General features: G+C 67.5%; 23 protein-coding genes, 6 tRNA genes and 1 riboswitch. Of the genes, 13 read left to right on the top strand and 16 right to left on the bottom strand.

Going from position 1 to position 20,951, the window contains the following annotated elements; all coding sequences use genetic code 11:
* Window positions 1-19: 19 nt before the first annotated feature.
* The 14 genes from hisG to BLP88_RS05760 all read right to left on the bottom strand — a co-directional run bounded on the left by hisG (window position 20) and on the right by BLP88_RS05760 (window position 10,945).
* On the bottom strand, window positions 20-880 hold the full coding sequence (hisG, locus tag BLP88_RS05825) for an ATP phosphoribosyltransferase (protein WP_074587633.1): 861 nt from the start codon (window positions 878-880) through the stop codon (window positions 20-22).
* 62 nt (window positions 881-942) lie between these two features.
* Window positions 943-1,206 carry a phosphoribosyl-ATP diphosphatase gene (locus BLP88_RS05820; RefSeq protein ID WP_074587631.1) on the bottom strand — a complete coding sequence of 88 codons (264 nt, stop codon included), beginning with the start codon at window positions 1,204-1,206 and terminating at the stop codon, window positions 943-945.
* A gap of 119 nt (window positions 1,207-1,325) precedes the next feature.
* Window positions 1,326-1,817: a 6,7-dimethyl-8-ribityllumazine synthase gene (gene ribH / locus BLP88_RS05815; protein WP_074587629.1), complete on the bottom strand. Its 492-nt coding sequence runs from the start codon at window positions 1,815-1,817 to the stop codon at window positions 1,326-1,328.
* A gap of 18 nt (window positions 1,818-1,835) precedes the next feature.
* Entirely contained in the window at window positions 1,836-2,540 is a 705-nt protein-coding gene (gene ribA, locus BLP88_RS05810; RefSeq protein WP_074587628.1) for a GTP cyclohydrolase II, read from the bottom strand.
* Window positions 2,537-3,139 carry a 3,4-dihydroxy-2-butanone-4-phosphate synthase gene (gene ribB / locus BLP88_RS05805; RefSeq protein WP_245679781.1) on the bottom strand — a complete coding sequence of 201 codons (603 nt, stop codon included), beginning with the start codon at window positions 3,137-3,139 and terminating at the stop codon, window positions 2,537-2,539. The genes ribA and ribB overlap by 4 nt, the downstream gene beginning before the upstream one ends.
* A gap of 71 nt (window positions 3,140-3,210) precedes the next feature.
* Window positions 3,211-3,903, bottom strand: a complete 693-nt coding sequence (locus BLP88_RS05800) for a riboflavin synthase (protein ID WP_074587624.1) — start codon at window positions 3,901-3,903, stop codon at window positions 3,211-3,213.
* Window position 3,904: 1 nt separating this feature from the next.
* A complete protein-coding gene (gene ribD, locus BLP88_RS05795; RefSeq protein WP_074587622.1) occupies window positions 3,905-5,032 on the bottom strand; it encodes a bifunctional diaminohydroxyphosphoribosylaminopyrimidine deaminase/5-amino-6-(5-phosphoribosylamino)uracil reductase RibD in 1,128 nt (375 codons plus the stop codon).
* Complete coding sequence (gene pnuC / locus BLP88_RS05790; protein WP_074587620.1) at window positions 5,029-5,721, bottom strand: nicotinamide riboside transporter PnuC; 693 nt, start codon at window positions 5,719-5,721, stop codon at window positions 5,029-5,031. The genes ribD and pnuC overlap by 4 nt, the downstream gene beginning before the upstream one ends.
* An 89-nt stretch (window positions 5,722-5,810) precedes the next feature.
* Window positions 5,811-5,960, bottom strand: a riboswitch (FMN riboswitch).
* 96 nt (window positions 5,961-6,056) lie between these two features.
* Window positions 6,057-6,728, bottom strand: a complete 672-nt coding sequence (rpe, locus tag BLP88_RS05785; RefSeq protein ID WP_074587618.1) for a ribulose-phosphate 3-epimerase — start codon at window positions 6,726-6,728, stop codon at window positions 6,057-6,059.
* Between the two features lie 58 nt (window positions 6,729-6,786).
* Window positions 6,787-8,352 (bottom strand): RsmB/NOP family class I SAM-dependent RNA methyltransferase, encoded by a 1,566-nt coding sequence (locus BLP88_RS05780; RefSeq protein ID WP_074587617.1) that lies wholly within the window; start codon window positions 8,350-8,352, stop codon window positions 6,787-6,789.
* A complete protein-coding gene (gene fmt / locus BLP88_RS05775; RefSeq protein WP_074587615.1) occupies window positions 8,349-9,266 on the bottom strand; it encodes a methionyl-tRNA formyltransferase in 918 nt (305 codons plus the stop codon). Before fmt ends, BLP88_RS05780 begins: the two co-directional genes overlap by 4 nt.
* Window positions 9,263-9,829 (bottom strand): peptide deformylase, encoded by a 567-nt coding sequence (def, locus tag BLP88_RS05770; RefSeq protein ID WP_074587613.1) that lies wholly within the window; start codon window positions 9,827-9,829, stop codon window positions 9,263-9,265. Before def ends, fmt begins: the two co-directional genes overlap by 4 nt.
* A gap of 53 nt (window positions 9,830-9,882) precedes the next feature.
* Window positions 9,883-10,764, bottom strand: coding sequence for a cytochrome (locus BLP88_RS05765; RefSeq protein ID WP_074587612.1), 882 nt, complete (start codon window positions 10,762-10,764; stop codon window positions 9,883-9,885).
* A 109-nt stretch (window positions 10,765-10,873) separates the two neighbouring features.
* Window positions 10,874-10,945 (bottom strand) — tRNA-Val (locus tag BLP88_RS05760).
* Window positions 10,946-11,240: 295 nt separating this feature from the next.
* On the opposite strand from BLP88_RS05760, the gene BLP88_RS05755 reads away from it, so the two are divergent.
* From BLP88_RS05755 to BLP88_RS05720, 8 genes are all read left to right on the top strand, one after another.
* Window positions 11,241-11,313: transfer RNA gene (locus BLP88_RS05755), tRNA-Gly, on the top strand.
* Between the two features lie 54 nt (window positions 11,314-11,367).
* A tRNA-Cys gene (locus BLP88_RS05750) sits at window positions 11,368-11,438 on the top strand.
* A gap of 41 nt (window positions 11,439-11,479) precedes the next feature.
* A tRNA-Val gene (locus BLP88_RS05745) sits at window positions 11,480-11,551 on the top strand.
* 60 nt (window positions 11,552-11,611) lie between these two features.
* Window positions 11,612-11,684, top strand: a tRNA-Gly gene (locus tag BLP88_RS05740).
* A gap of 48 nt (window positions 11,685-11,732) precedes the next feature.
* Window positions 11,733-11,805: transfer RNA gene (locus BLP88_RS05735), tRNA-Gly, on the top strand.
* A 223-nt stretch (window positions 11,806-12,028) separates the two neighbouring features.
* A complete protein-coding gene (locus tag BLP88_RS05730; protein ID WP_074587610.1) occupies window positions 12,029-13,489 on the top strand; it encodes an amino acid permease in 1,461 nt (486 codons plus the stop codon).
* 89 nt (window positions 13,490-13,578) lie between these two features.
* Complete coding sequence (locus tag BLP88_RS05725; protein ID WP_084110845.1) at window positions 13,579-13,812, top strand: antitoxin; 234 nt, start codon at window positions 13,579-13,581, stop codon at window positions 13,810-13,812.
* Window positions 13,813-13,904: 92 nt separating this feature from the next.
* The gene (locus BLP88_RS05720; protein ID WP_084110844.1) at window positions 13,905-15,137 is read left to right on the top strand and encodes a benzoate/H(+) symporter BenE family transporter; all 1,233 of its coding nucleotides are present in this window, start codon (window positions 13,905-13,907) and stop codon (window positions 15,135-15,137) included.
* Window positions 15,138-15,149: 12 nt separating this feature from the next.
* On the opposite strand, the gene zapE is transcribed toward BLP88_RS05720, so the two are convergent.
* The gene (gene zapE / locus BLP88_RS05715; protein WP_074587708.1) at window positions 15,150-16,187 is read right to left on the bottom strand and encodes a cell division protein ZapE; all 1,038 of its coding nucleotides are present in this window, start codon (window positions 16,185-16,187) and stop codon (window positions 15,150-15,152) included.
* A 219-nt stretch (window positions 16,188-16,406) separates the two neighbouring features.
* On the opposite strand from zapE, the gene BLP88_RS05710 reads away from it, so the two are divergent.
* The 3 genes from BLP88_RS05710 to ybaK all read left to right on the top strand — a co-directional run bounded on the left by BLP88_RS05710 (window position 16,407) and on the right by ybaK (window position 18,368).
* Complete coding sequence (locus BLP88_RS05710; protein ID WP_074587607.1) at window positions 16,407-17,327, top strand: sulfurtransferase; 921 nt, start codon at window positions 16,407-16,409, stop codon at window positions 17,325-17,327.
* A 68-nt stretch (window positions 17,328-17,395) separates the two neighbouring features.
* Window positions 17,396-17,857, top strand: coding sequence for a SufE family protein (locus BLP88_RS05705; protein WP_175453498.1), 462 nt, complete (start codon window positions 17,396-17,398; stop codon window positions 17,855-17,857).
* 19 nt (window positions 17,858-17,876) lie between these two features.
* Window positions 17,877-18,368 carry a Cys-tRNA(Pro) deacylase gene (gene ybaK / locus BLP88_RS05700; RefSeq protein ID WP_074587606.1) on the top strand — a complete coding sequence of 164 codons (492 nt, stop codon included), beginning with the start codon at window positions 17,877-17,879 and terminating at the stop codon, window positions 18,366-18,368.
* A 19-nt stretch (window positions 18,369-18,387) separates the two neighbouring features.
* Here the strand turns inward: ybaK and BLP88_RS05695 are convergent, their stop codons facing one another.
* Window positions 18,388-19,692 (bottom strand): alpha/beta hydrolase family protein, encoded by a 1,305-nt coding sequence (locus BLP88_RS05695; protein WP_074587605.1) that lies wholly within the window; start codon window positions 19,690-19,692, stop codon window positions 18,388-18,390.
* A 109-nt stretch (window positions 19,693-19,801) separates the two neighbouring features.
* Here BLP88_RS05695 and BLP88_RS05690 point away from each other — a divergent pair, with 109 nt between their 5' ends.
* Both BLP88_RS05690 and msrB read left to right on the top strand, forming a co-directional pair.
* Window positions 19,802-20,293 carry a hypothetical protein gene (locus BLP88_RS05690; protein WP_074587705.1) on the top strand — a complete coding sequence of 164 codons (492 nt, stop codon included), beginning with the start codon at window positions 19,802-19,804 and terminating at the stop codon, window positions 20,291-20,293.
* Between the two features lie 14 nt (window positions 20,294-20,307).
* The gene (gene msrB, locus BLP88_RS05685; protein ID WP_084110842.1) at window positions 20,308-20,799 is read left to right on the top strand and encodes a peptide-methionine (R)-S-oxide reductase MsrB; all 492 of its coding nucleotides are present in this window, start codon (window positions 20,308-20,310) and stop codon (window positions 20,797-20,799) included.
* The last annotated feature ends 152 nt before the right edge of the window (window positions 20,800-20,951 follow it).

Below are 20,951 nucleotides of genomic sequence, written 5' to 3'. Positions count from 1 at the left end.
TGGTTGGGTGCGGTCCGGACTAGATGCGGCAGGCGTGGATGCTGCTGACCAGGATGGCGCGGGCGCCAAGGTCGTACAGTTCGTCCATGATCCGGTTGGTTTCCTTCTTCGGCACCATGGACCGCACGGCCACCCAGTCGGAGTCGCGCAGCGGGGACACCGTGGGCGACTCCAGGCCCGGCGTCAGCGCTGCGGCGTCTTCGACCAGGTCCTTGCGGATGTCGTAGTCCATGAGTACGTACTGGCGGGCCACCAGCACGCCCTGGAGGCGGCGGATCAGCACGTCGATTTCCTTGGCGGTGCCGTTGGCCGCGCCGCCTTCGCCGGTGCGGCGGATGAGGACGGCTTCGGAGCGGAGGATCGGTTCGCCGAAGATTTCCATGCCGGCGGCCTTGAGGGTGTTGCCGGTCTCCACGACGTCGGCGATCGCGTCCGCGACGCCGAGCCGCACAGAGGATTCCACGGCGCCGTCGAGGCGGACCACCTTCGCGTTGACGCCGCGCTGGGCGAGGTAGTCGCGCAGGAGGCCGTCGTAGCTGGTGGCGAGCCGCTTTCCTTCAAGCTGCTCGACGCCGGAGAAGTTGCCGACCGGGCCCGCGAAGCGGAACGTGGAGGCGGCGAAGCCCAGGGGCAGCAGTTCCTCGGCCTCCACCTGGGCGTCCAGCAGCAGGTCACGGCCGGTGATGCCGACGTCGAGGGTTCCCTGGCCAACGTACACGGCGATGTCGCGCGGGCGCAGGAAAAAGAACTCGATCTCGTTGTCGGGATCGACCATGACCAGTTCGCGGGAGTCGCGGCGCTGGCGGTATCCCGCCTCGCTGAGCATCGCGGAGGCGGCTTCGGACAGGGAACCCTTGTTGGGGACGGCTACTCGCAGCATGGGAGTCTTTCTGGGGATGGTACGGAAGGGGTGGTTTTCAAGCATGGGCCACGCGTGCGCGGCTACAGATGCTTGTAAACGTCCTCCAGGTTCAGCCCCTTGGCCAGCATGAGGACCTGCAGGTGGTACAGCAGCTGGGAGATTTCCTCGGCCGCGGCCTCGTCGGATTCGTATTCTGCAGCCATCCAGACTTCGGCGGCTTCTTCGACGACCTTCTTGCCGATGCCGTGGATTCCGGAGTCCAGTTCGGCGACGGTACGGGACCCGGCCGGACGGCTCGCTGCCTTTTCGCTCAGTTCTGCGAACAGCGTCTCGAAATTCTTCACGCCCTACAGCCTACTTGTTCGGCGGGCGGGGCCGCTTCCCGGGGCCTTGCATGACGAAGGGGATGTGAGCGAACACACAGCCGTGCGCCGCCCGCATCCCCTTCGCATCATGCCCGCCTTCAGGCCGCCGGGTACTGCTTGAGGGTCAGTGCGGTGGCCAGGGCGGCCGTGACGGCTTCATGGCCCTTGTCCTCGGAAGAACCGGGAAGCCCGGCCCGGTCCAGGCCCTGCTGCTCGGTGTCGCAGGTGAGCACGCCGAAGCCGACCGGCACGCCGGTGCGGACGCTGACATCGGTAAGTCCCGACGTCGCGGCCTGGCAGACGTAGTCGAAGTGCGGCGTTCCGCCGCGGATGACGACGCCGAGGGCAACGACGGCGTCGAAGTGCGGCGCCAGCCGGGCAGCCGCGACGGGGAGCTCGAAGCTGCCCGGAACGCGCAGCACGGTGGGTTCGCTGATGCCGGCGTCCTTGGCCGCGCGGAGGGCTCCGTCCAGGAGCCCGTCCATGATCTGGGTGTGCCAGCTGGCCGCCACGATGGCGAGCTTCAGCTGCGAGGTTTCCTCGTGGTTGAGGGTGGTGAGGTCGATTGTGGGGGCGCCGTGTCCGCTCATGGGTGTGTTGTTTTCCGTTCAGTCTTGTTCGTGGTCAAAAGTTCCGGCGCCGGCCGACGCCGGGTCCGCGAGGGTCAGCCGGTGGTCCATTCGGTCCTTCTTGGTCTGCAGGTAGCGGAGGTTTTCTTCCCGGGAAGGAACCTCCGTGGGGACCATCTCAACAACCTTGACTCCGGCCTGGGCCAGGCGGTTCTGCTTGTCCGGGTTGTTGCTCAGCAGCCGGATTTCGTGCAGGCCCATTTCGGCGAGGATCTGAGCCGCGGCCTTGTAGCAGCGGGCGTCCACCGGCAGGCCGAGCTGTTCGTTGGCCTCCACGGTGTCGAAGCCCGCTTCCTGGAGCGCATAGGCCTTGATCTTGTTGGCCAGGCCGATTCCCCGGCCTTCCTGTCCCCGCAGGTAGAGCAGGGTCCCGCCTTCGTCGCGGATCAGCTCCAGGGCGTAGGCCAGCTGTTCGCCGCAGTCGCAGCGGTAGGAGCCGAAGACGTCGCCGGTGAGGCATTCGGAGTGGAGGCGAACCAGGGGCGCAACTCCGTTGCGGGGAGCGTTCGGCGAACTCACCGCGAGGTGCTCCACACCGGTGGCCTCGTCGATCCAGGCCTGGGCGATGAACTCGCCGAAGGCGGTGGGCAGCTGGACCACCGGGCCGCCGCTGACCGGGTGCTTCCGGTGTCCCTTATTGCCACCGTCGCTATTGACGTCGTCGCCATAACGCTGTGCGGTCATCGTGTCTCCTCTTCTCCTGCCTGGCCTGCCGCTGCACCGATGTATTCCACCAGATCTTCGATTGAGATCAGCGGGCACCCGTGTTCAGCAGCGAAGTCCCGGAGGCTGTCCAGGCGCATCATCTCACCATCATCGTGAACCACTTCGGCGATCACGCCCACCGGGGAGAGCCCGGCGAGGCGGCACAGGTCCACTGCCGCCTCCGTGTGCCCGGGACGTTCACGCACTCCACCGTTAACCGCGCGGAGCGGAAAAATATGCCCCGGGCGGGTAATCGACGACGGCGTGCTGGACGGGTCCGCGAGGATCCTGGCGGTCAGCGCCCGGTCTCCTGCCGAGATTCCGGTGCTCACGCCGGTGGCCGCGTCGCAGGACACGGTGTACGCCGTTCCCTTGGAGTCCTGGTTGATTTCCACCATGGGCGGCAGCTGGAGGGCGTCGGCGCGGGCGCCTTCGAGGGGAACGCAGATCACGCCGGAGCTGTAGCGGATGGTCCAGCCCATGAGGGCGGGGGTGGCGTGTTCGGCGGCGAAGATGATGTCGCCTTCGTTTTCGCGGTCTTCATTGTCGACCACAATTACGGCCCGGCCGGCGGCCATGGCGGCGATGGCGTCCTCCACGGGGTCCAGCCCGTGGTGCACAGCCGTGCTGCGTCCGTCAGGGGAGATGCTCACAGTGCGTCCCCTCCCTTCACGGTGTCGTTGCCGGCGGTCAGAGTGTCGTTGCCGGCGGCGTGGCTGCCGGCCCCCGGGCGGGCCGCGAAGGAGAGCAGCCGCTCGGTGTACTTGGCCAGGACGTCGACTTCCAGGTTGACCCGTCCGCCGATCGACTTGGCGCCGAGGCCGGTTTCCTCCAGGGTGGTGGGGATCAGGCCCACTTCGAACCAGGGTTCGCTTTCCGCGGCGGGGCTCACGGCGGTCACCGTGAGGGACACGCCGTCGACGGCGATCGAGCCTTTCTCGGCGATGTAACGGGCCAGTTGGGCCGGAACACCGAAGCGGAGCCGGTCCCAGTTGCCCTGGGATTCTCGCTCGAGGAGCTGCCCGACGCCGTCGACGTGGCCCTGGACGACGTGGCCGTCCAGCCGGCCGCCGGCGGGTACACAACGTTCGAGGTTCACGGCATCGCCCGGGGCCAGCTCGCCGATGGTGGTCCGGACGAGGGTCTCCCCCATGACGTCCACGCTGAACTCCTGGCCGTCAATCTCGGTTGCCGTGAGGCAGACGCCGTTGACGGCGATCGAGCCGCCCAGTTCCAGTCCGCCGGTGGTGCTGGGGGCGGTGAGGCGCAGTGTGGCGCTTTCCGTTCCCTGGTGGCCGATCGACAGGACCTTGCCCTGTTCGGCGACGATTCCGGTAAACATTTCAGTGTTCTCCTTCGGTGGCTTCCGCGGCGTCCTTGCCGTCTTTGTGGTCTTCGGCGGTGGCCGCCAGGGGTTTCAGGTGCAGCCGGAGATCGCGTCCGAGCCTGCGGACGGCTCCCCCTCCGGCCTCGTCCCAGGTCCAGTGCTGCGCGTCGGCGAGGGTGCTGATGCCCAGCTCGCGCAGGGCCGGCGTGCCGCTGCCGAGCAGGGTGGGGGCCAGGTAGACGATCAGTTCGTCCACCAGTCCGGCCGCGAGGAAGGCGCTCAGGACCCGGGAACCGCCTTCGACCATGACGTGGCGGATGTCCCGCGCGTAGAGCATCGCCAGGGCTTCGGCCGGGTCCCGGGTGGGCAGGTGGACGAAGTTGCCGTCGCTCCCCCGGATGGCTGCCTCCTCCGGGATGCCGCGCAGGCCCATGACCGCGCGCAGCGGCTGCTTGCCGGATTCCTCGCCGGCGCCGTTGCGCGCAGTAAGGCGCGGATTGTCCACGAGCACGGTCTCGGTCCCCACCAGAATGGCATCGATCAGTCCGCGCAGGCCGTGGTTGTCCGCCAGCGATTCCTGGCTGGAGATCCACTGGCTGGTGCCATCACTGGCCGCGATCCGGCTGTCCAGGGTCTGGGCGATGTGCAAGGTGACGAAGGGGCGGCGCCGCCGAACGGCGTCGAACCATTCACGGTTCAGCTCCGTGGCCTCTTCCGCGCCCAGGCCGGACTCGACGGCGACCCCGGCCGCCCGCAGCGTGACGGCTCCGCCGGCCGCATGGTGGTGCGGGTCGTCGACGGCGTACACCACCCGGGAGACCCCGGCGTCGATGATCGCCTGTGAACACGGTCCGGTGCGGCCGGAATGGTTGCACGGTTCCAGCGTGACCACCATGGTGGTGCCCTTGAGGTCGATCCCTGCGGCCCGGGCTTCGGCGATGGCATCGGCCTCCGCGTGGGCCGTCCCTGCCCCCCGGTGGTACCCGGCCACAAGCTGCTTGCCGTCGCTGCCGAGCACCACGGCCCCGACCAGGGGGTTCGCTCCGCGCGGGCCGCGGAGCGCCGCGGCGAGGGCGGTGTCCATGGCGGCCTTCTCGGCGTCCGTGACGGCGAAGCCGGTAATGGGTCCGGTGACGGTGCTCATGATGCTGCTCCGGCCGGCACGGCGGCGGGCTGCGTGGAAAGACTCTCACGGCGCCCTGCCCGCCACCAGACAAAGAATCCCGCCAGGGTGAAGAAGCCGTAGAAAAGGTACATGAAGGCGCTGGCGAAGTAGCCGGCGCTGAACAGCAGCGGCACGCCGACGATGTCCACGGCCACCCAGATCAGCCAGAACTCGGTCCAGCCGCGCGCCATGCCGTAGGTGGCAAGCAGTGATCCGGTGAAGGTCCAGGCGTCTGCCCAGACCGGCGGGTAGGAGCCCAGCGAGTCGAACAGCGGGGTGAGGGCGGCGGTGCCGGCAAAGAGGGCCGCGATCAGGGCGATCCGGACCTTGGCGGGAGCCCAGGACGGCACGAGCGCGCGGCCCTGCGTGGCAGTGCTGCGCCCTTCGCGCCAGCGGTACCAGCCGTAGGCGGCGACCGCGATGAACATCATCTGGCGTCCGGCCTGGCCCCAGAGGGTGGCCGGCGTCGCGGCACCGAAGACATTGCCGAGGAAAACGGTGAGGAGGAGCAGATTGCCCGCGATACCCACGGGCCATGCCCAGACTTTGCGGCGCATTCCGCCGAGGGCGCTGGCGAGCCCGAAAATGTTACCCAGCACTTCGCGTAGAACAAGCGCAGATCCGCCAACCGGAATCTGTGCTTCGAAGAGCCATCGCAGAAAATCCATGCCGTTCCTTCCCTGAAAGCCGCGATGGCTCCGGGGGTGTACGACAGCACGGATGCGGGCGCCCGAAAAGGGGACGCCGCAGCGTGACTGTACGTGCTTCTCCCATCCAGACTTTGACTGTCGGTACTGGAATTCCACCAGTTCAACCGTTCGCCGCCGCTTCCGGATTGGAAACGATGGCTCGCGGGTCGCGGACTATGACCGCCGGTTCGGAATTACACCGACCCCGGAGCACGTAATGTGTGTTTGCTATTGTGGCACAACTTCGGCGACAGGCCGGCTATTCCCGGGCCGCGCGGGTCAACAGTTCGTCATGGTTTGGCGCACACGCGCCGTCAGCGCCGCGACGCAGCGGCGAGGCCGGCTTCGCGGAGGCGCTCGATGGCAGCCGCGGGGTCGTCCTTGCCGTAGACGGCCGAGCCGGCCACGAACACGTTGGCACCAGCCTCGGCGGCGCGCAGGATGGTTTCCTCCGTGATGCCCCCGTCCACCTGCAGCGCCACACCGATCCCCGACCCATCGATGGCGGCGCGCGCCCGGCGGATCTTGGGCAGCGTCACGTCCAGGAAGGACTGTCCGCCGAAGCCGGGTTCCACCGTCATGATCAGGAGCATGTCCAGTTCGCTGAGTATGTCCAGGTACGGCTCCACCGGGGTTGCCGGGCGCAATGCCATACCTGCCTTCGCCCCGCGTGCCCGCAGCTCCCGTGCGAGTTTGACCGGTGCGATGGCAGCCTCCGCGTGGAAGGTTACCGAGGCGACGCCGGCGTCGGCGTAGGCAGGCGCCCAGCGGTCGGCGTCGGCGATCATCAGGTGGGCGTCCAGCGGAACGGGGCTGACCGCCTGGATGCGTTCCACCACCGGCAGGCCAAGCGTCAGGTTCGGCACGAAATGGTTGTCCATGACGTCCACGTGCACGGCGTCGGCGTTGCTGATGCGCTTCAGCTCCGCTTCCAGGTTCACGAAGTCGGCGGACAGGATGCTCGGGTTGATGCAGCAGGTGGACAAGTGTGTTCCCCTTGGCGTTGGTGGTGTGCGGATGCAGGTGGAGCCGTGGTTTCCGGGCTTAGGCCTTTTTCCGGATGAGGGCCATGAACATGGCATCCGTGCGGTGCAGGTGCGGCCAGAGCTGGGCGGTCAGTTCGTTGCCGGCGCCGAGGTTCCCGCCGAGGCTGACGGCGTCCAGCGCGGCACCGGCGTCGAGCAGTTCGAGGTCCTCCCGGCCGGCCACGGCGTCGCTGACGACGGCGGTGGTTTCGGCGGGATGCGGGGAGCAGGTCACGTAGGCCACCACGCCGCCGGGCCGGACGGCGTCGATGGCGGACCCGAGCAGTTCACGCTGCAGCGGACCGAGCTCGGCAAGGTCCTTGGGCGTGCGCCGCCAGCGGGATTCCGGCCGGCGCCTGAGCGCTCCCAGGCCGCTGCAGGGGACGTCGGCGAGGACGCGGTCGAAGCTTCCCGGCTGTTCCTTGCCGAGGTCCCGGCCGTCGCCGGTGCGCACCGACCAGGCAGAACCGGGCACGGCCGCCAGGGCCTGGCTGACGAGCTTGGCGCGGTGCGGGGCGGGTTCGTTGGCGAGCAGGCTGGCGCCTGCCTCGTTGGCGAGTGCGGCGAGCAGCGCGGCTTTGCCCCCGGGACCGGCGCAGAGGTCCAGCCACTTCTCGCCGGCCTGCTCGCCGGAGCTGCCGAGCTCGACGGCGGCGACGGCGCGGGCAACCAGCTGGGAACCGACGTCCTGGACGCGGGTGGTGCCGGCCCGGACCGAGGACAGGCGGCCGAGGTCGCCGCCGCTGGACAACGCCGAGCCGGCGACGAGCGGGCCGGGGGTTGCGCCGTTCTCCAGCGCTTCCTCAAGGCTGCCGAGGCCGGGAAGCGCGACGAGGTTCACCACGGGCGCCTCGTTGTCGGCTTCGAGGAGCTCGGTGATTTCATCCGCCGGGCGGCCGTGGGCCACCAGGGACTGCCGGAGTGCCCGCACGATCCATTCCGGATGCGCGTGGCGCACGGCGTCGATCCTGGTGGTGTCGGTCTCCCCCGCCAGCACGTGGTCGAGCCATTCCGGGAGTGTGCGGGCGGTGACCTTGCGGAGCACCGCATTAATGAGGGAGGACGGGCCGGCGCCGATTACGGCACGGGCCAGGCCCACCGTCTGGTCCAGGGCGGCGTGCGCCGGGACGCGCATGGCCAGGAGCTGGTGTGCGCCGAGGCGGAGGGCGTCAAGCACGGCCGGATCCAGCTTTGCGAGCGGCCGGTCCACGCAGGCTGCCAGGATGGCGTCGTACGTTCCCTGGCCGCGCAGCGCGCCGTAGCTCAGTTCGGTGGCGAAGCCGGCGTCGCGTTTGTCGAGGCGGTGGTGCCGGATCCTGGCCGGCAGGACGAGGTTGGCGTAGGCGTCCTCGGCGGCCACGGCCCGCAGGACTTCGAAGGCGACCAGGCGCGCGGGATCGGCGCGGCGGGTACGCTGCGAAGGAGCGCTGGCGGAGAAGCCGCGCTGCGGCCCGCGGTTGCGTTCCCGACCTTTGGCGTCGCGCCGCACTGTGCCGCCACCGCCCTGGCTGCGGTTGCCCCCGTCGCGGCTGCCGCCGTCGCGTCCGCCATGATTGGCAGGGTTCCGTCGTCCGGACTCACTCATTCGAATTCCACGCTTTCCACTGCCACCCCGCGGGCCCAGTCGGCCGAGGCCATCATCTTCTTGCCGGCCGGCTGGATCCGGCCAAGCCGCACGGCATGGGAACCGGTGCCGACCAAAACATTCTTGCCGTCAACGCGGACGCGCCCCGGCGCCAGGTCCTTGACGTCCGGCCGCAGCGCCAGTTCTTCGAGCTTGACCCGCTGGCCATCCCACATGGTCCAGGCGCCGGGTTCCGGGGTGACCCCGCGGGCCCTGCGGTTGACGGCGAGGGCGGGCTGCCGCCAGTCGATGCGGCCGTCGTCGAGCGTGAGCTTTGGGGCCAGTGACACATCGCCCTGCTGCGGCGCGGGCGCTGCCCGGCCGGCGTCGACGGCGGACAGGGTCTGGCTCAGCAGGACGGCACCGCTGGCGGACAGCCGTTCGAGCAGTTCGCCCGCGGTGTCCTCAGGCCGGATCGCTTCTGTGACGGTTCCGAACACCGGTCCGGTGTCCAGGCCCTCCTCGAGCTGGAACGTGGCGGCGCCGGTGATGTCGTCGCCGGCGATCACGGCCCGCTGCACCGGGGCGGCGCCGCGCCAGGCCGGGAGCAGGGAGAAATGCAGGTTGATCCAGCCGTGCCGCGGGACGGACAGTGCCGCCTTCGGGATGATTCCGCCGTACGCGACGATCGCGGCGACATCGGGCTCGTACGAGGCAATGCGCGCGATAGTGTCTGCGTCTACCTTGCTTGCGTGGATAAGGTCGATGCCGAGTTCGGCGGCGCGGACGGCAACCGGCGACGGCGTCAGGATCCTTTTGCGGCCCGTCGGCGCGTCCGGGCGGGTCAGGACAGCGACGACGTCGAATCCGGCGTTGACCAAGGCATCAAGGGACGGGACGGCGACGGCCGGAGTGCCGGCGAACAGGACCTTCATTCAGCAATACCGAAGCTGCCGAAGCTGGAGCCGACGGTGGTTGCCCGCTTGCTGGTGGTCTGTTCGGTCACCGCGTGGTAGTTCGCGGCCCGGATGGCGCGGAGGGCGGACTTCCGGTCGTCCCCTTCGAGGCGGTCGGTGAAGAGGATGCCGTCCAGGTGGTCAGTTTCGTGCTGGAAGCAGCGCGCGAGCATGCCCTCGGCCTCGACACTAACCGGGTTTCCGTGGAGGTCGACTCCGGTGGCGCGGGTGGCGCGGCGGCGGCGCACCGGGTAGGCGAGGCCGGGGATGGACAGGCAGCCTTCGATCTGGTCTTCCTGGAAGTCTTCGCTGTTTTCCAGGACGGGGTTGATGATGTGCCCCTCCACGCCGTCGATCCGGTAGGTGAAGACCCGCTGGCTCACGCCGATCTGCGGGGCCGCGAGGCCGGCGCCATCCACGTCCTCCATGGTTTCGGTCATGTCCGCAACCAGCTTGGCAAGCTCGGGGCCGAAGTCCGTGACGGGATCCGCCACCGTACGCAGCACGGGGTCCCCGATGATCCGGATGCTCAAAATGGCCATGCGCTGTCTGTCCTCACGATCGGCGTTTGCTTTATCTCCCTGCGAAACGGAAGCTAAGCCAGTTTAGTGGAGCCGGCCACCGCGGGAGCGGCGGGGTACGCGGGAGGTGCCACCGGGAGCAATGCTGCGCCGGCCGCCGCGACGTCCGCGGACATCTCCCAGACCCGCTTGAGCGCGCAGAACTTCCACCAGTGGTGTTTCAGGACTTCCGGATTCGCACGTTGCGGGCGGACTTCGGTCTCACCGATCGCCACCGCCAGCAGGACCGGATCCTCGCCGTATTTCCAGGGCTCCCACTCCCCTGCAACCGGGTCCACGAGGCTTTCTTCGGCCTTCATGCCCGCCACCAACTGCATCACGACCTTGTCGTCGAGTGCCTTCACGGTACCGTCGCGGTTGGTGCCCTTGGTCTTGTAGTCGATCAGGCAAACCCGCCCATTGATCCGCGCAACGAGGTCAAGGGTGCCGGCGTAACCGACGCTCGTGTTCCACACGGTGATTTCCGGGGCAAGCGGCTCCACCCGGTACAGCTCCCACCATTCATCGAAGCGGGCCGCGAAGGCTTCCTCGCCGTGCGATGCGAGGTCGTTGCGGGCTTCAGCCACCCGGTGCGGCCTGCCCAAGGCTCGCAATGCCACCTGTTCGCAGTAGCCGTGCACGCGGTCCCCGCGCTGGGCGGCGTCGTCACGATACACCTCGGCCGCCTTGGCTGCCTTGTTGACCGCCTGCCGGAGCCCGCCGGGGCTGCCAAGGAGCCGCGGCAACTCGGGATCGTTGGCCAGGCTGTTCGCTCCCATGTAGCCGAACCAGCCGTCCAGCGAGTGTGCCTGCTGGCCGATGACCGTGGTGATGGACGGCACCGAGAAGGCTTCCGCGGTGGAACGGGCGTACATCCGGCCGTGGTCGGTGGCGTGGGCAAGCAGTGGATCTGTCATAAGGAAAACTCTTTCACAGACCTCCGACAGGATCCGAGCCGGGCCCATCGGAGGTACGGCAAAGGCCCCTGCTCTTCCTTGCGGAACAACAGGGGCCTTCACGTCACGGTGGGCGATACTGGGTTCGAACCAGTGACCTCTTCGGTGTGAACGAAGCGCGCTACCACTGCGCCAATCGCCCGTGCATCAAAAACACTAACCGACTCCGGCCGGAAATCAAAAACCGCCGGAACAGCTGCCGAACTGGAGCGCTGCAAGGGCGCAGGGTTGCCGGCACGAAGGCATCCGCATGCGTGGACGCTCCGGCTAATTACATGCGTGTAACTCGAATATTCCGCGCCATTCCGCGGAAGTCGCGGCCTCGGGAAGCCCGCAGGCCGGAACGATTTGGAGTTTCCTCGAACCTCCTATAGAGTTTTTACTCGTCGGAAAGCGGCGCCCAGCCCACCAGGGCGGGAACGCGGAAATCCGGCATTGCGGACGTAGCTCAGCTGGTAGAGCACCACCTTGCCAAGGTGGATGTCGCGAGTTCGAATCTCGTCGTCCGCTCGCAGGACACTGTCACGGCAGAGGCTTCCGGGAAACCGGAGGCATTGCTTACACGGTGGGTTGGCCGAGAGGCGAGGCAGCGGCCTGCAAAGCCGTATACACGGGTTCGAATCCCGTACCCACCTCGGTGAAAACCCTGGATTTCCGGTTCCGGCCGGATCATCACGGGCGATTGGCGCAGCGGTAGCGCGCTTCCCTGACACGGAAGAGGTCACTGGTTCGATCCCAGTATCGCCCACGGGAGCAAGGAAACTTGCTTGACGTTGAGCGGATGGCTCCGGCCATCCGCTCAATATTTGCGGACGTAGCTCAGCTGGTAGAGCACCACCTTGCCAAGGTGGATGTCGCGAGTTCGAATCTCGTCGTCCGCTCTCCTGTTTTTAAGGATCCCGAATGCATTTCGGTTCCTGGCGGAATGTGCGGACGTAGCTCAGCTGGTAGAGCACCACCTTGCCAAGGTGGATGTCGCGAGTTCGAATCTCGTCGTCCGCTCTCCGGGCCCCCGCCCACTCTAAAGCAGCTCCGCGGAGCTGCTTTTTTTGTACCTTCGGTCCGCTTCGGACCGCCCAAGCCGGGTGGCCCAAGCTTCGAATCATAGGAATATCCCACGAATACAGCTAAGGAAAAATCGCTTTATCTGATGTGATTCGACTCGCATACTTTTCTTCGGACCTTTTTGGCTTTAGACACCACGCCTACAGGCAGGAGCACCACGGTGAACCAACAAACGCTTTCGAGTTCGATCCTCAGGAAGAAACCGATCGACACCATCGAGGAGGAGAACAAGCACAGCGGGCTCTTCAAGAGCCTCGGACTCTGGCAGCTGACCGCGATCGGAGTGGGCGGCATCATCGGCGTCGGCATCTTCTCACTCGCCGGGCTGGTGGCCCACGGCAACGGCAGCAACCCCGGCGTCGGACCCGCAGTGCTGATCTCCTTCCTCGTGGCCGGCCTCGCATCGGCCGCGGCGGCGCTTTCCTACGCCGAGTTCGCCGGCATGATCCCCCGCGCCGGATCCGCCTACACGTACGGCTACGTCGCCCTCGGAGAGATCGTGGGCTGGTTCATCGGCTGGGACCTGCTGCTTGAGTACATCGCAATCGTCGCCGTCGTCGCGATCGGCATCTCCGGATATTTTGACGCCTTCCTCTCCGGAATCGGTATCCACATGCCCACCTGGATGACGTCCACTGCGGACGAAGGAAAGGGCGGCGTGATCAACCTGCCGGCGATCCTGGTCTGCCTCGTGGTCACGTGGATCCTAAGCCGCGGCACCAAGACCTTCGGCCGCTTTGAACTCGTCGCCGTCGGCATCAAGGTGCTGCTGATCGTGTTCATCATCGGCCTGGGCATCTTCTACATCAACACCGAGAACTACAACCCGTTCATGCCCAGTGGCTTCGGACCGGTCCTGGCCGGATCGGCCACCGTCTTCTTCGCGGTCTTCGGCTACGACGCCATGAGCACCGCGGCGGAGGAAGCCAAGGACGGCAAGAAGCACATGCCCAAGGCAATCGTGCTGTCGCTCGTGATCGCCATGCTCCTCTACGTGGCGGCAACCCTTGTCCTGACCGGCATGCAGAACTACAAGGACATCAACCCCACGGCCGGTTTCGCCTCGGCCTTCACCGGCGTGGGCCTTCCGGTCATCGCCACGATCATTTCGGTCTTCGCGGTGCTGTCGATCCTGACCGTCATGCTCACCTTCCTGCTCGGCGTCACCCGCGTCTGGTTCACGATGAGCCGCGACGGCCTCCTCCCGTCTTGGTTCGCCAAGACGGACCGGCACGGTACCCCGCAGCGCGTCACCTGGATCGCTGGCATCACCTCGGCCTTCCTCGCCGGCATCTTCCCGATCAAGGCAGTCGCCGACCTAACCAACATCGGCATCCTTGCCGCGTTCGTGGTGGTGTGCGTGGCCGTAATCGTCTTCCGTTACACCAAGCCCGGTGCCCCGCGCACCTTCCGTCTGCCGCTCATGCCCCTGGTCCCGGCCTTCGGCGTGCTGTCCTCGGGCTTCCTCATGACGCAGCTTCCCTGGGACACCTGGCTGCGGTTCGGCGTCTGGCTGGTCATCGGCCTGGCGATCTACTTCGGCTACGGCCGCAGGCATTCGCTGATGAACCCGCACAGCCCAAGGCACCAGCCATCCGCCAGCCTGGACGCGGGCCGCTGACAGGAACCCCGCCCCGTCCTTGGCAGGGCAAGGATGACGGGTTAGGCTCGAAAGCGGGAGGAGCGATCTGGCTCCGCGACCGAAGGGAGGTGCCCGTGGGACTAATTGACGATCTGAAGGGCAAAGCTCAGGAGCTCATTGGTGGCAACGAGGAAGCCATCAAGGACGGCATCCAGAAGGCCGGCGATTTCGTCGATGACAAGACCGGCGGAAAGTTCGCCGAGCAGGTCGACGCCGTCCAGGATGCAGCTTCCGGTTTCGTGGAGAACGCCAGCGGTGATGAGCCGGGCGGCGAGGCTCCCGCCACGGACAAGGCTCCGTAAAGAGCGCCCGTAACAGTTACGTCAACGGGGCACCGGTCCCGCCGGGAGGCGGCACCGGTGCCCTTGGCGTTTAACGGGTACCGTTGAAGATCATGCCCTCCCCGGATTCCAGCGCCGCACCGGCCGAAGCTCCCGCTCACCCAGCCCCGTCCCGCCAGTTGTCGATGCCCCTCACCGCCGGCATCGTGACGGCACTCGTCGGCTTCACGTCCTCCTTTGCGGTGGTCCTGGCCGGGTTGCGCGCCGTGGGCGCAAGCGATGCCCAGGCCGCCAGCGGCTTGCTGGCACTCACGCTGAGCTTCGGCGTCGGGATCCTCTGGCTTTCCTGGCGTTCGAAGGCACCGGTGACGCTCGCCTGGTCCACTCCGGGTGCCGCTCTTCTCGCCGGAGCGGGAACGCCCGACGGCGGCTGGCCGGCCGCCGTCGGCGCCTTCCTCACCGCCGGGGTGCTGATCGCCCTCACGGGCCTTCTCCCGCCGCTGGGGCGGCTGATGGCTAAGATCCCCACCGCACTGGCCCAAGCGATGCTCGCCGGGGTGCTCCTGCCCTTGTGCGTGGCACCGTTCAAGGCCCTCGGCTCCGCTCCCCTGCTGGTGGCACCGGTGATCCTGTGCTGGCTGGTCATGATGAAGCTGGCCCCGCGCTGGTCCGTTCCGGCCTCGCTCGCGGTCGCATTGGCGGTGATCGGCCTCCACATCGCCTTGAACGGCGGTTCTGTTCCGGCGGACCGCCTGCTGCCTGAGCTGCATTGGACCACACCGGAGTTCAGCCTGCCGGCCGTAGCAGGCCTGGCCCTGCCACTGTTCATCGTGACCATGGCATCCCAGAACATTCCCGGGGTGGCGGTGCTGAAGTCCTTCGGATACGCAGCGCCGTGGAAGCCGTCGATGCTGGTGACCGGCGCCGGGACGGTGCTCGGCGCCCCGTTCGGCGGCCACGCCATCAACCTGGCCGCCCTCAGCGCGGCCCTGGCAGCCGGGGAGGAAGCCGGCACGGACCGTGCCCGGCGATGGATCGCAGCCTTCACTTCGGGCCTGGCCTACCTGGTGCTCGCCGCGTTCTCCGCCGCGCTGGTGACGGTGGTGGCCATGGCTCCCCAGGGCCTGCTCGAAGCGGTGGCCGGCCTGGCCCTGCTGGGCACCATGGCCTCGGCCATCGCCTCGGCGCTGGCCGTGGCGGAGGAGCGGATCGGAGCCTCGGTGACGTTCCTGCTGGCCGTGTCGGGGCTAAGCATCGCCGGCATCGGGGCAGCATTCTGGGCGCTGCTGGCGGGGATCGTGGTCCGCTGGGTCCTCAAGGACAGGAGCACCGCGGAGCGGCCCTAAGCGGGACCGGCGTCAGGAGGGTTCGTGGTTCTGGCCCTCGCGCGCCAACGCGGTGAGGCGGGAGACCGCGCGGTAGTACTTCTTCATGTACCCGCCGCCCATCATTTCCTCCGTAAAGAGCTTGTCGAACGGCACGCCGCTGGCCAGGATCGGAACATCCTTGTCGTACAGGCGGTCGGCGAGCACCACGAACCGGAGGGCGACCGCCTGCTCGGTGATGGTCTCGACGTCGCGCCACACCACGGCGTCGATCCCTGCAATCAACTGGCGGTAGCGGCTGGGGTGAACACCGGCCAGGTGGTCCACCAACTGGCGGAAGTCGTCGACGGCGACCGTCCGGCCGTCGAATTCGGCGTGCATGTGCCGCTTGAGGTCCTCGGTCTTCAGCGGGGCCGGAGCCGCCGGCAAGCCGCGGTGGCGGTAGTCCTCGCCGTCGATCCTGACCACATCGAACTGGTCCGCGAGGACCTGGATCTCGCGCTGGAAGTCGACGGCGGCGAAGCGGCCCTCGCCGAGCGACCCAGGCAGGGTGTTGGAGGTTGCCGCGAGCCGCACGCCGGCGTCGGCCAGTTCCCGCATGAGGCGGGACATGAGCACCGTGTCGCCCGGATCGTCGAGCTCGAATTCGTCGATGCAGACGAGCTTGTAGCCGCTGAGCGCCTCGACAGTCTTGCGGAAGGACAGCGCCCCCACCAGGTTGGTGTATTCAACGAAGGTTCCGAAGGCCTTGGGCCCGGGCGCCGAGTGCCACAGGGAGGCCAGCAGGTGGGTTTTCCCGACGCCGAAGCCGCCGTCCAGGTAGATGCCGGCGCGGCCGTTGTCCTTCTTGCCGAACAGCTTGGAGAAGAGGCCGCCGCCCGTGCCGTTGCCGACGACGGCGGCGAAGCCCTCCAGCGACTTGACCGCGGCAGCCTGGCTGGGCTGGGAAGGATCGGGACGGTAGCTCGCGAAGGAGACCTCCCCGAACCGCGGGGAAGGGTGGAATCCCTGCAGGATCTCGTCCGCAGAGACCGCAGGGGTGCGTGCGGCGAGCTGTTCGATCTGTACCAAAACGGTCCGTTCTTCCGGGGTGAGGTCCTCAGCAAGAATACCGGGAATGCCCGGGCGGCACGGACACGGCCCCATCCAGCCGGCGGCGGCCATGTTTCACCATGTGACCGCACGGGAGCAATCCGGGGGGTGCGTGGATAGTGTTGATTCCAAGCCGGGCAGACGGATGCCCTGCCGTCCGGTGCCGGCGCCGCCCATCATCAGTGAAAGGCCATACCCATGTCCTACCCCGTTGAACAGAACGAGAAGTTCGCCAAGTACGCGCACCCGGAGCGCCTGGTGTCCACCGAATGGCTCGCAGCAGCCCTCGAAGGCGGAGCGCTCAGCGACGGCAAGCTTGTTATTGTCGAATCCGACGAAGACGTCCTGCTCTACGAAACCGGCCACATCCCCGGCGCCGTGAAGATCGACTGGCACACGGACCTGAACGACGAGGTCACCCGCGATTACGTGGACGGCGCCGGCTTCGCCGCCTTGGCCGCCGCCAAAGGCATTTCCCGCGACACCACCGTGGTCATCTATGGCGACAAGTCCAACTGGTGGGCCGCGTACGCCCTGTGGGTCTTTACCCTGTTCGGCCACAAGGACGTCCGCCTCCTGGACGGCGGCCGCGACAAGTGGATCGCCGAAGGCCGCGCACTGACCACCGAGGTCCCGCAGCCGGCGCCGGGCGAATACCCCGTGGTCGAGCGCAACGACGCACCGATCCGCGCCTTCAAGGAGGATGTCCTCGCGCACCTCGGCAAGCCGCTGATCGACGTCCGTTCCCCCGAGGAATACACCGGGCAGCGCACCCACATGCCGGCCTACCCCGAGGAAGGCGCGCTGCGCGGCGGCCACATCCCCACCGCAGCCTCCATTCCGTGGGCCCGCGCCGCAGCCGAGGACGGCAGCTACCGCAGCCGCGAAGAACTCGAAGCCCTGTACCTGGGCGAAGCCGGCCTGCAGGAAGGCGACGAAGTGGTGGCCTACTGCCGCATCGGCGAGCGTTCCAGCCACACCTGGTTTGCCCTGAAGTACCTGCTGGGCTTCCAGAACGTGCGCAACTACGACGGTTCCTGGACTGAATGGGGCAACGCCGTGCGCGTCCCGATCGTCAAGGGCGCGGAGCGCGGTTCCGTTCCGGCGCTGGTCCACTAGCCGGCGCTTTCCGTGAACACCGGTCCGGACGGGGCGAAACCCCGTCCGGACTGCGTAAGCTGGACGTGATGAGTACCAATACCCTGCCCGCCGCCCTGGCGGAAATTGTTGATGATTTCCAAGCCCTGAGCGAGCCCGAACGCCTGCAGCTGCTGCTCGAATTCTCGCGCGGCCTGCCGGAGCTGCCGGAGCGCCTGCTGGACCACCCGGAACTGCTTGAGCAGGTGGTTGAGTGCCAGTCGCCGCTGTTCCTGACCATTGAGACGGAACGGAAGGACGACGGCGGCGCGCCCGGCTACCGCCTGTTCTTCAAGGCGCCGCCGGAAGCACCCACCACGCGCGGTTTCGCCGGGGTCCTGCACGAAGGACTGGACGGCCTGACGGCCGCCGAAATCCTCTCCGTGCCGGACGACATGCCGGAGCTGCTCGGCCTCACCCGGGCCATTACTCCCCTGCGCATGCGCGGCATGACCGCCATGCTCGGCCGGATCAAGCGCAAGGTGGCCGCCGCCGACCGGCTGCAGTCCTGACGCCCGGCAGCCTAGCAACGTGGCGAAAAAACAAGCATCGACCGGTACGCCGGCCACAGCCGTCCTGGCTGCGGCCGGCGTTCCGTTCACCCTGCATCCGTACACCCACGATCCCGGCGCGGAAAGCTACGGGCTGGAGGCGGCGGAGGTCCTCGGCGTGGACCCGTCCCGGGTCTTCAAAACCCTCATGGTGGACATCGAAGGCAAGCTCGCCGTCGGAATCGTCCCGGTGAACGGCACCCTGGACCTCAAGGCGATCGCGGCCGCGATGGGGTCCAAAAAGGCGGCCATGGCGGACCCGAAGGCCGCGGAGCGGCGCACCGGGTACGTCCTGGGCGGCATTTCACCGCTGGGCCAGCGGCAGCCATCACCCACCGTCGTGGACGAATCGGCGCTGGACTTCCCCACTGTCCTTGTCTCAGGCGGCCGGCGCGGCCTGGACATCGAACTGGCCCCGGCCGACCTCGTCCGGCTCACGAAGGCGCGGGTAGCGCCAATCGCCGGAGCCTGACGCCACGGGTTGCCGCGCCTCAGCGGCCGCCCGTGAGCTCGGGAGCAAGCGGCGCCAGCCGCGGCTCCAGCCAGGACCGGACCAGCCGTTCCCATTTCTCCCGGTCCACGTTCCATTCCTTGGTGTGCCTGGCCGCGGTGAAGGGCACGTAGGTCACCATCTCGGGATTCCGCTCGGCCAGGCTCGCCGACGGACCGTACGGCACGTAGTCGTCATCGACGCTGTGGATCAGCAGCGTGGGCGTGCGCAGTTCCACGGCCCGGGCGTCCCAATCCATCGCCCGCAAGTCCAAGGGTGCGGCCAGGCCGGTCAGCCTGCGGCCCAGGGAGTGGCCCAGCATCAGCTGGCCATACCGCCCCACCGCACGGGGGATCGAGTTCAGCCGGGCGTGGTGTGCCAGGACGTTCACCCAGTCGATCACCGGGGCATCCAGCACCAGCGCCCGGATAAGGTGGCGGTAGCGGGAAAGGTCGGCCGTCTGCAGGCTGATCGCCCCGCCCATCGACCAGCCGAACAGCACGACTTCCTCGGCTCCCTGTTCCAGGGCGAACGCGATGGCGGCTTCGACGTCGCGCCATTCCGTGGAGCCCAGGCCATAGCGGCCGTCGGCCGCGGCCGGAGCCAGTCCGTCGTTGCGGTAAGAAATCAGCAGGCAGTCGAGGCCAAGGCCGAGCGCCACCGGAAGGGCCCGCAAGCACTCCAGCCGGGTGGCCCCGCGGCCGTGGACCATGATGGCCCAGACCCGGGCTGCACCTTCGCCGGTGGTTCCTTCACCGGCGGTGGTTCCCCGCCCGGTGGAATGTCCCGCTTCGGCCCGGACCAACCAGGCCGGCGCCTTGCCGCCGTCGACCTCTATCTCCACGTCTTCGGCCTCAAGGCCGAGCGACGCCGGCGACGCGTACACCGCGCCGCTCCACCAGCCCCGGTGCGCCGAGGAGAGGTCGCCGCTGTAAACCTCCTCGACTTCGCGCTGCACTGTGCGTTCGGCGGGCGAGTAGGAGACGATCCTGCCGATCCGCGCGTGCCCGGCACCGCCGGCGAAGAAGAGGCTGAACGTTCCTTTCGAGGTGGTGTCCGCGTTGGCGGCCAGGATGATCTGCAAACCCTCGTCGCTGCGTACCACGGCAAGGATTTCCTGGTCGGCGTTTCGGATGGAGGGCGTGATGATCCGCCGGGCGAAGTAGGCCGCCAGCGCAGAGCTGCCTGCGCCGAAGAGCGCGGCGAGGCCACTGCCTGCAACAATTCCTGCGAGCGTCCATCGGGCGCGGGCGGACATGCCCGCGGAACCTGGGTCCGCTGCTGCCGGGCGCAAAGTCGATGCCATGCCACCATTGTCCATCGCGGCACCCCCTGCGCCGGAATCGGCGCAACGCCCGGCCGGAATCGGCGGCGAAACCCTGCCACGCGGCCGGGTCGGGGTCTACGCTGTAGCCATGAGCGATCCAATCGTCATTCTGAGCGAAGAGCCCCTCGGCCGGGACGACCGCGTCAACATCGCCAAGCTGGTGGACGGCAGCGATGCCCCCATCGTGGTGCTGGTGCCGGCCAATACCGAACGGCACCTGCTGGTCGATTTCCTGGAGAACCTCTCCATGCTGGAGGTGGCGAAAGCCTTCAGGGAACTGCTCTCGCAGGCACCGGATCCCGAGGTGGAACGCGCGAGCGCACAAAGCGCCCTGGCGGCCTCGCTCGAGGCGTTGGAAGGGCTGGGATCCGGAGTGACCGGTGAGATAGTCGACGGCGGCGCTGTCGCCGGCCTGGTGGCCAAGGTCAAGGCCCTGAATGCCTCCCAGGCCGTGGTGGTGACCAGGCCGCACGCCATCGCGGACACGTTCCACACCGACTGGGCGAACCAGGCACAGGACCAGCTGGGCTTGCCCGTGCTGCACCTGTACGCCGGTTCGGGATTCATTGGCGACTCCTGAGCGTTGAGCAGAGCATGACTACCGCGGACAACAGCAAGTACTTCGCCACTGCCGACCTCACGGCCGGGGTGCCGCACCAGGACGTTCCGGACAAGGGCGCCTGCGTGGAAAAGACCGAGGCCGAATGGCGCGAACAACTGACTCCGGAGGAATTCCGGGTGCTGCGCCAGGCGGGAACCGAGCGCGCCTACACGGGCGAATACTGGGACACCCACACCGCCGGGGTCTACCAGTGCCGGGCGTGCGGCGCCGAACTTTTCACCAGTAACGAGAAGTTTGATTCGCATTGCGGCTGGCCGTCCTTCTGGGCACCACTGGCCGAGGGAACCGTACGCTACCTCCACGACCGGACCCTGGGCATGGAACGGGTGGAGGTCCGCTGCGCCAACTGCGATTCCCACCTGGGCCACGTGTTCGAAGGTGAGGGCTACGGCACTCCCACCGACCAGCGCTACTGCATCAACTCCGTCTCCCTGAAGCTGATCGAAACGCCGGCGGCGGGCTAGCCGGGGCGCAGCCGGGAGGTCCAGCCAGTTCCACGGCTGGACCTCCCGGCTTTTTCTTGGCACCATGCAACAGAGTTCCTTATGCTCATGGCAGTTTTCACTTAGCATCACTGTTCACTTGCTACGCTCGCCTCAGAATACAAACCACTGAG

This window comes from Arthrobacter cupressi, from assembly GCF_900099975.1.
Lineage (GTDB): Bacteria > Actinomycetota > Actinomycetes > Actinomycetales > Micrococcaceae > Arthrobacter > Arthrobacter cupressi.
Note: the sequence above shows the minus strand (reverse complement) of the source record. Positions and strands in the feature narration are given on the sequence as shown.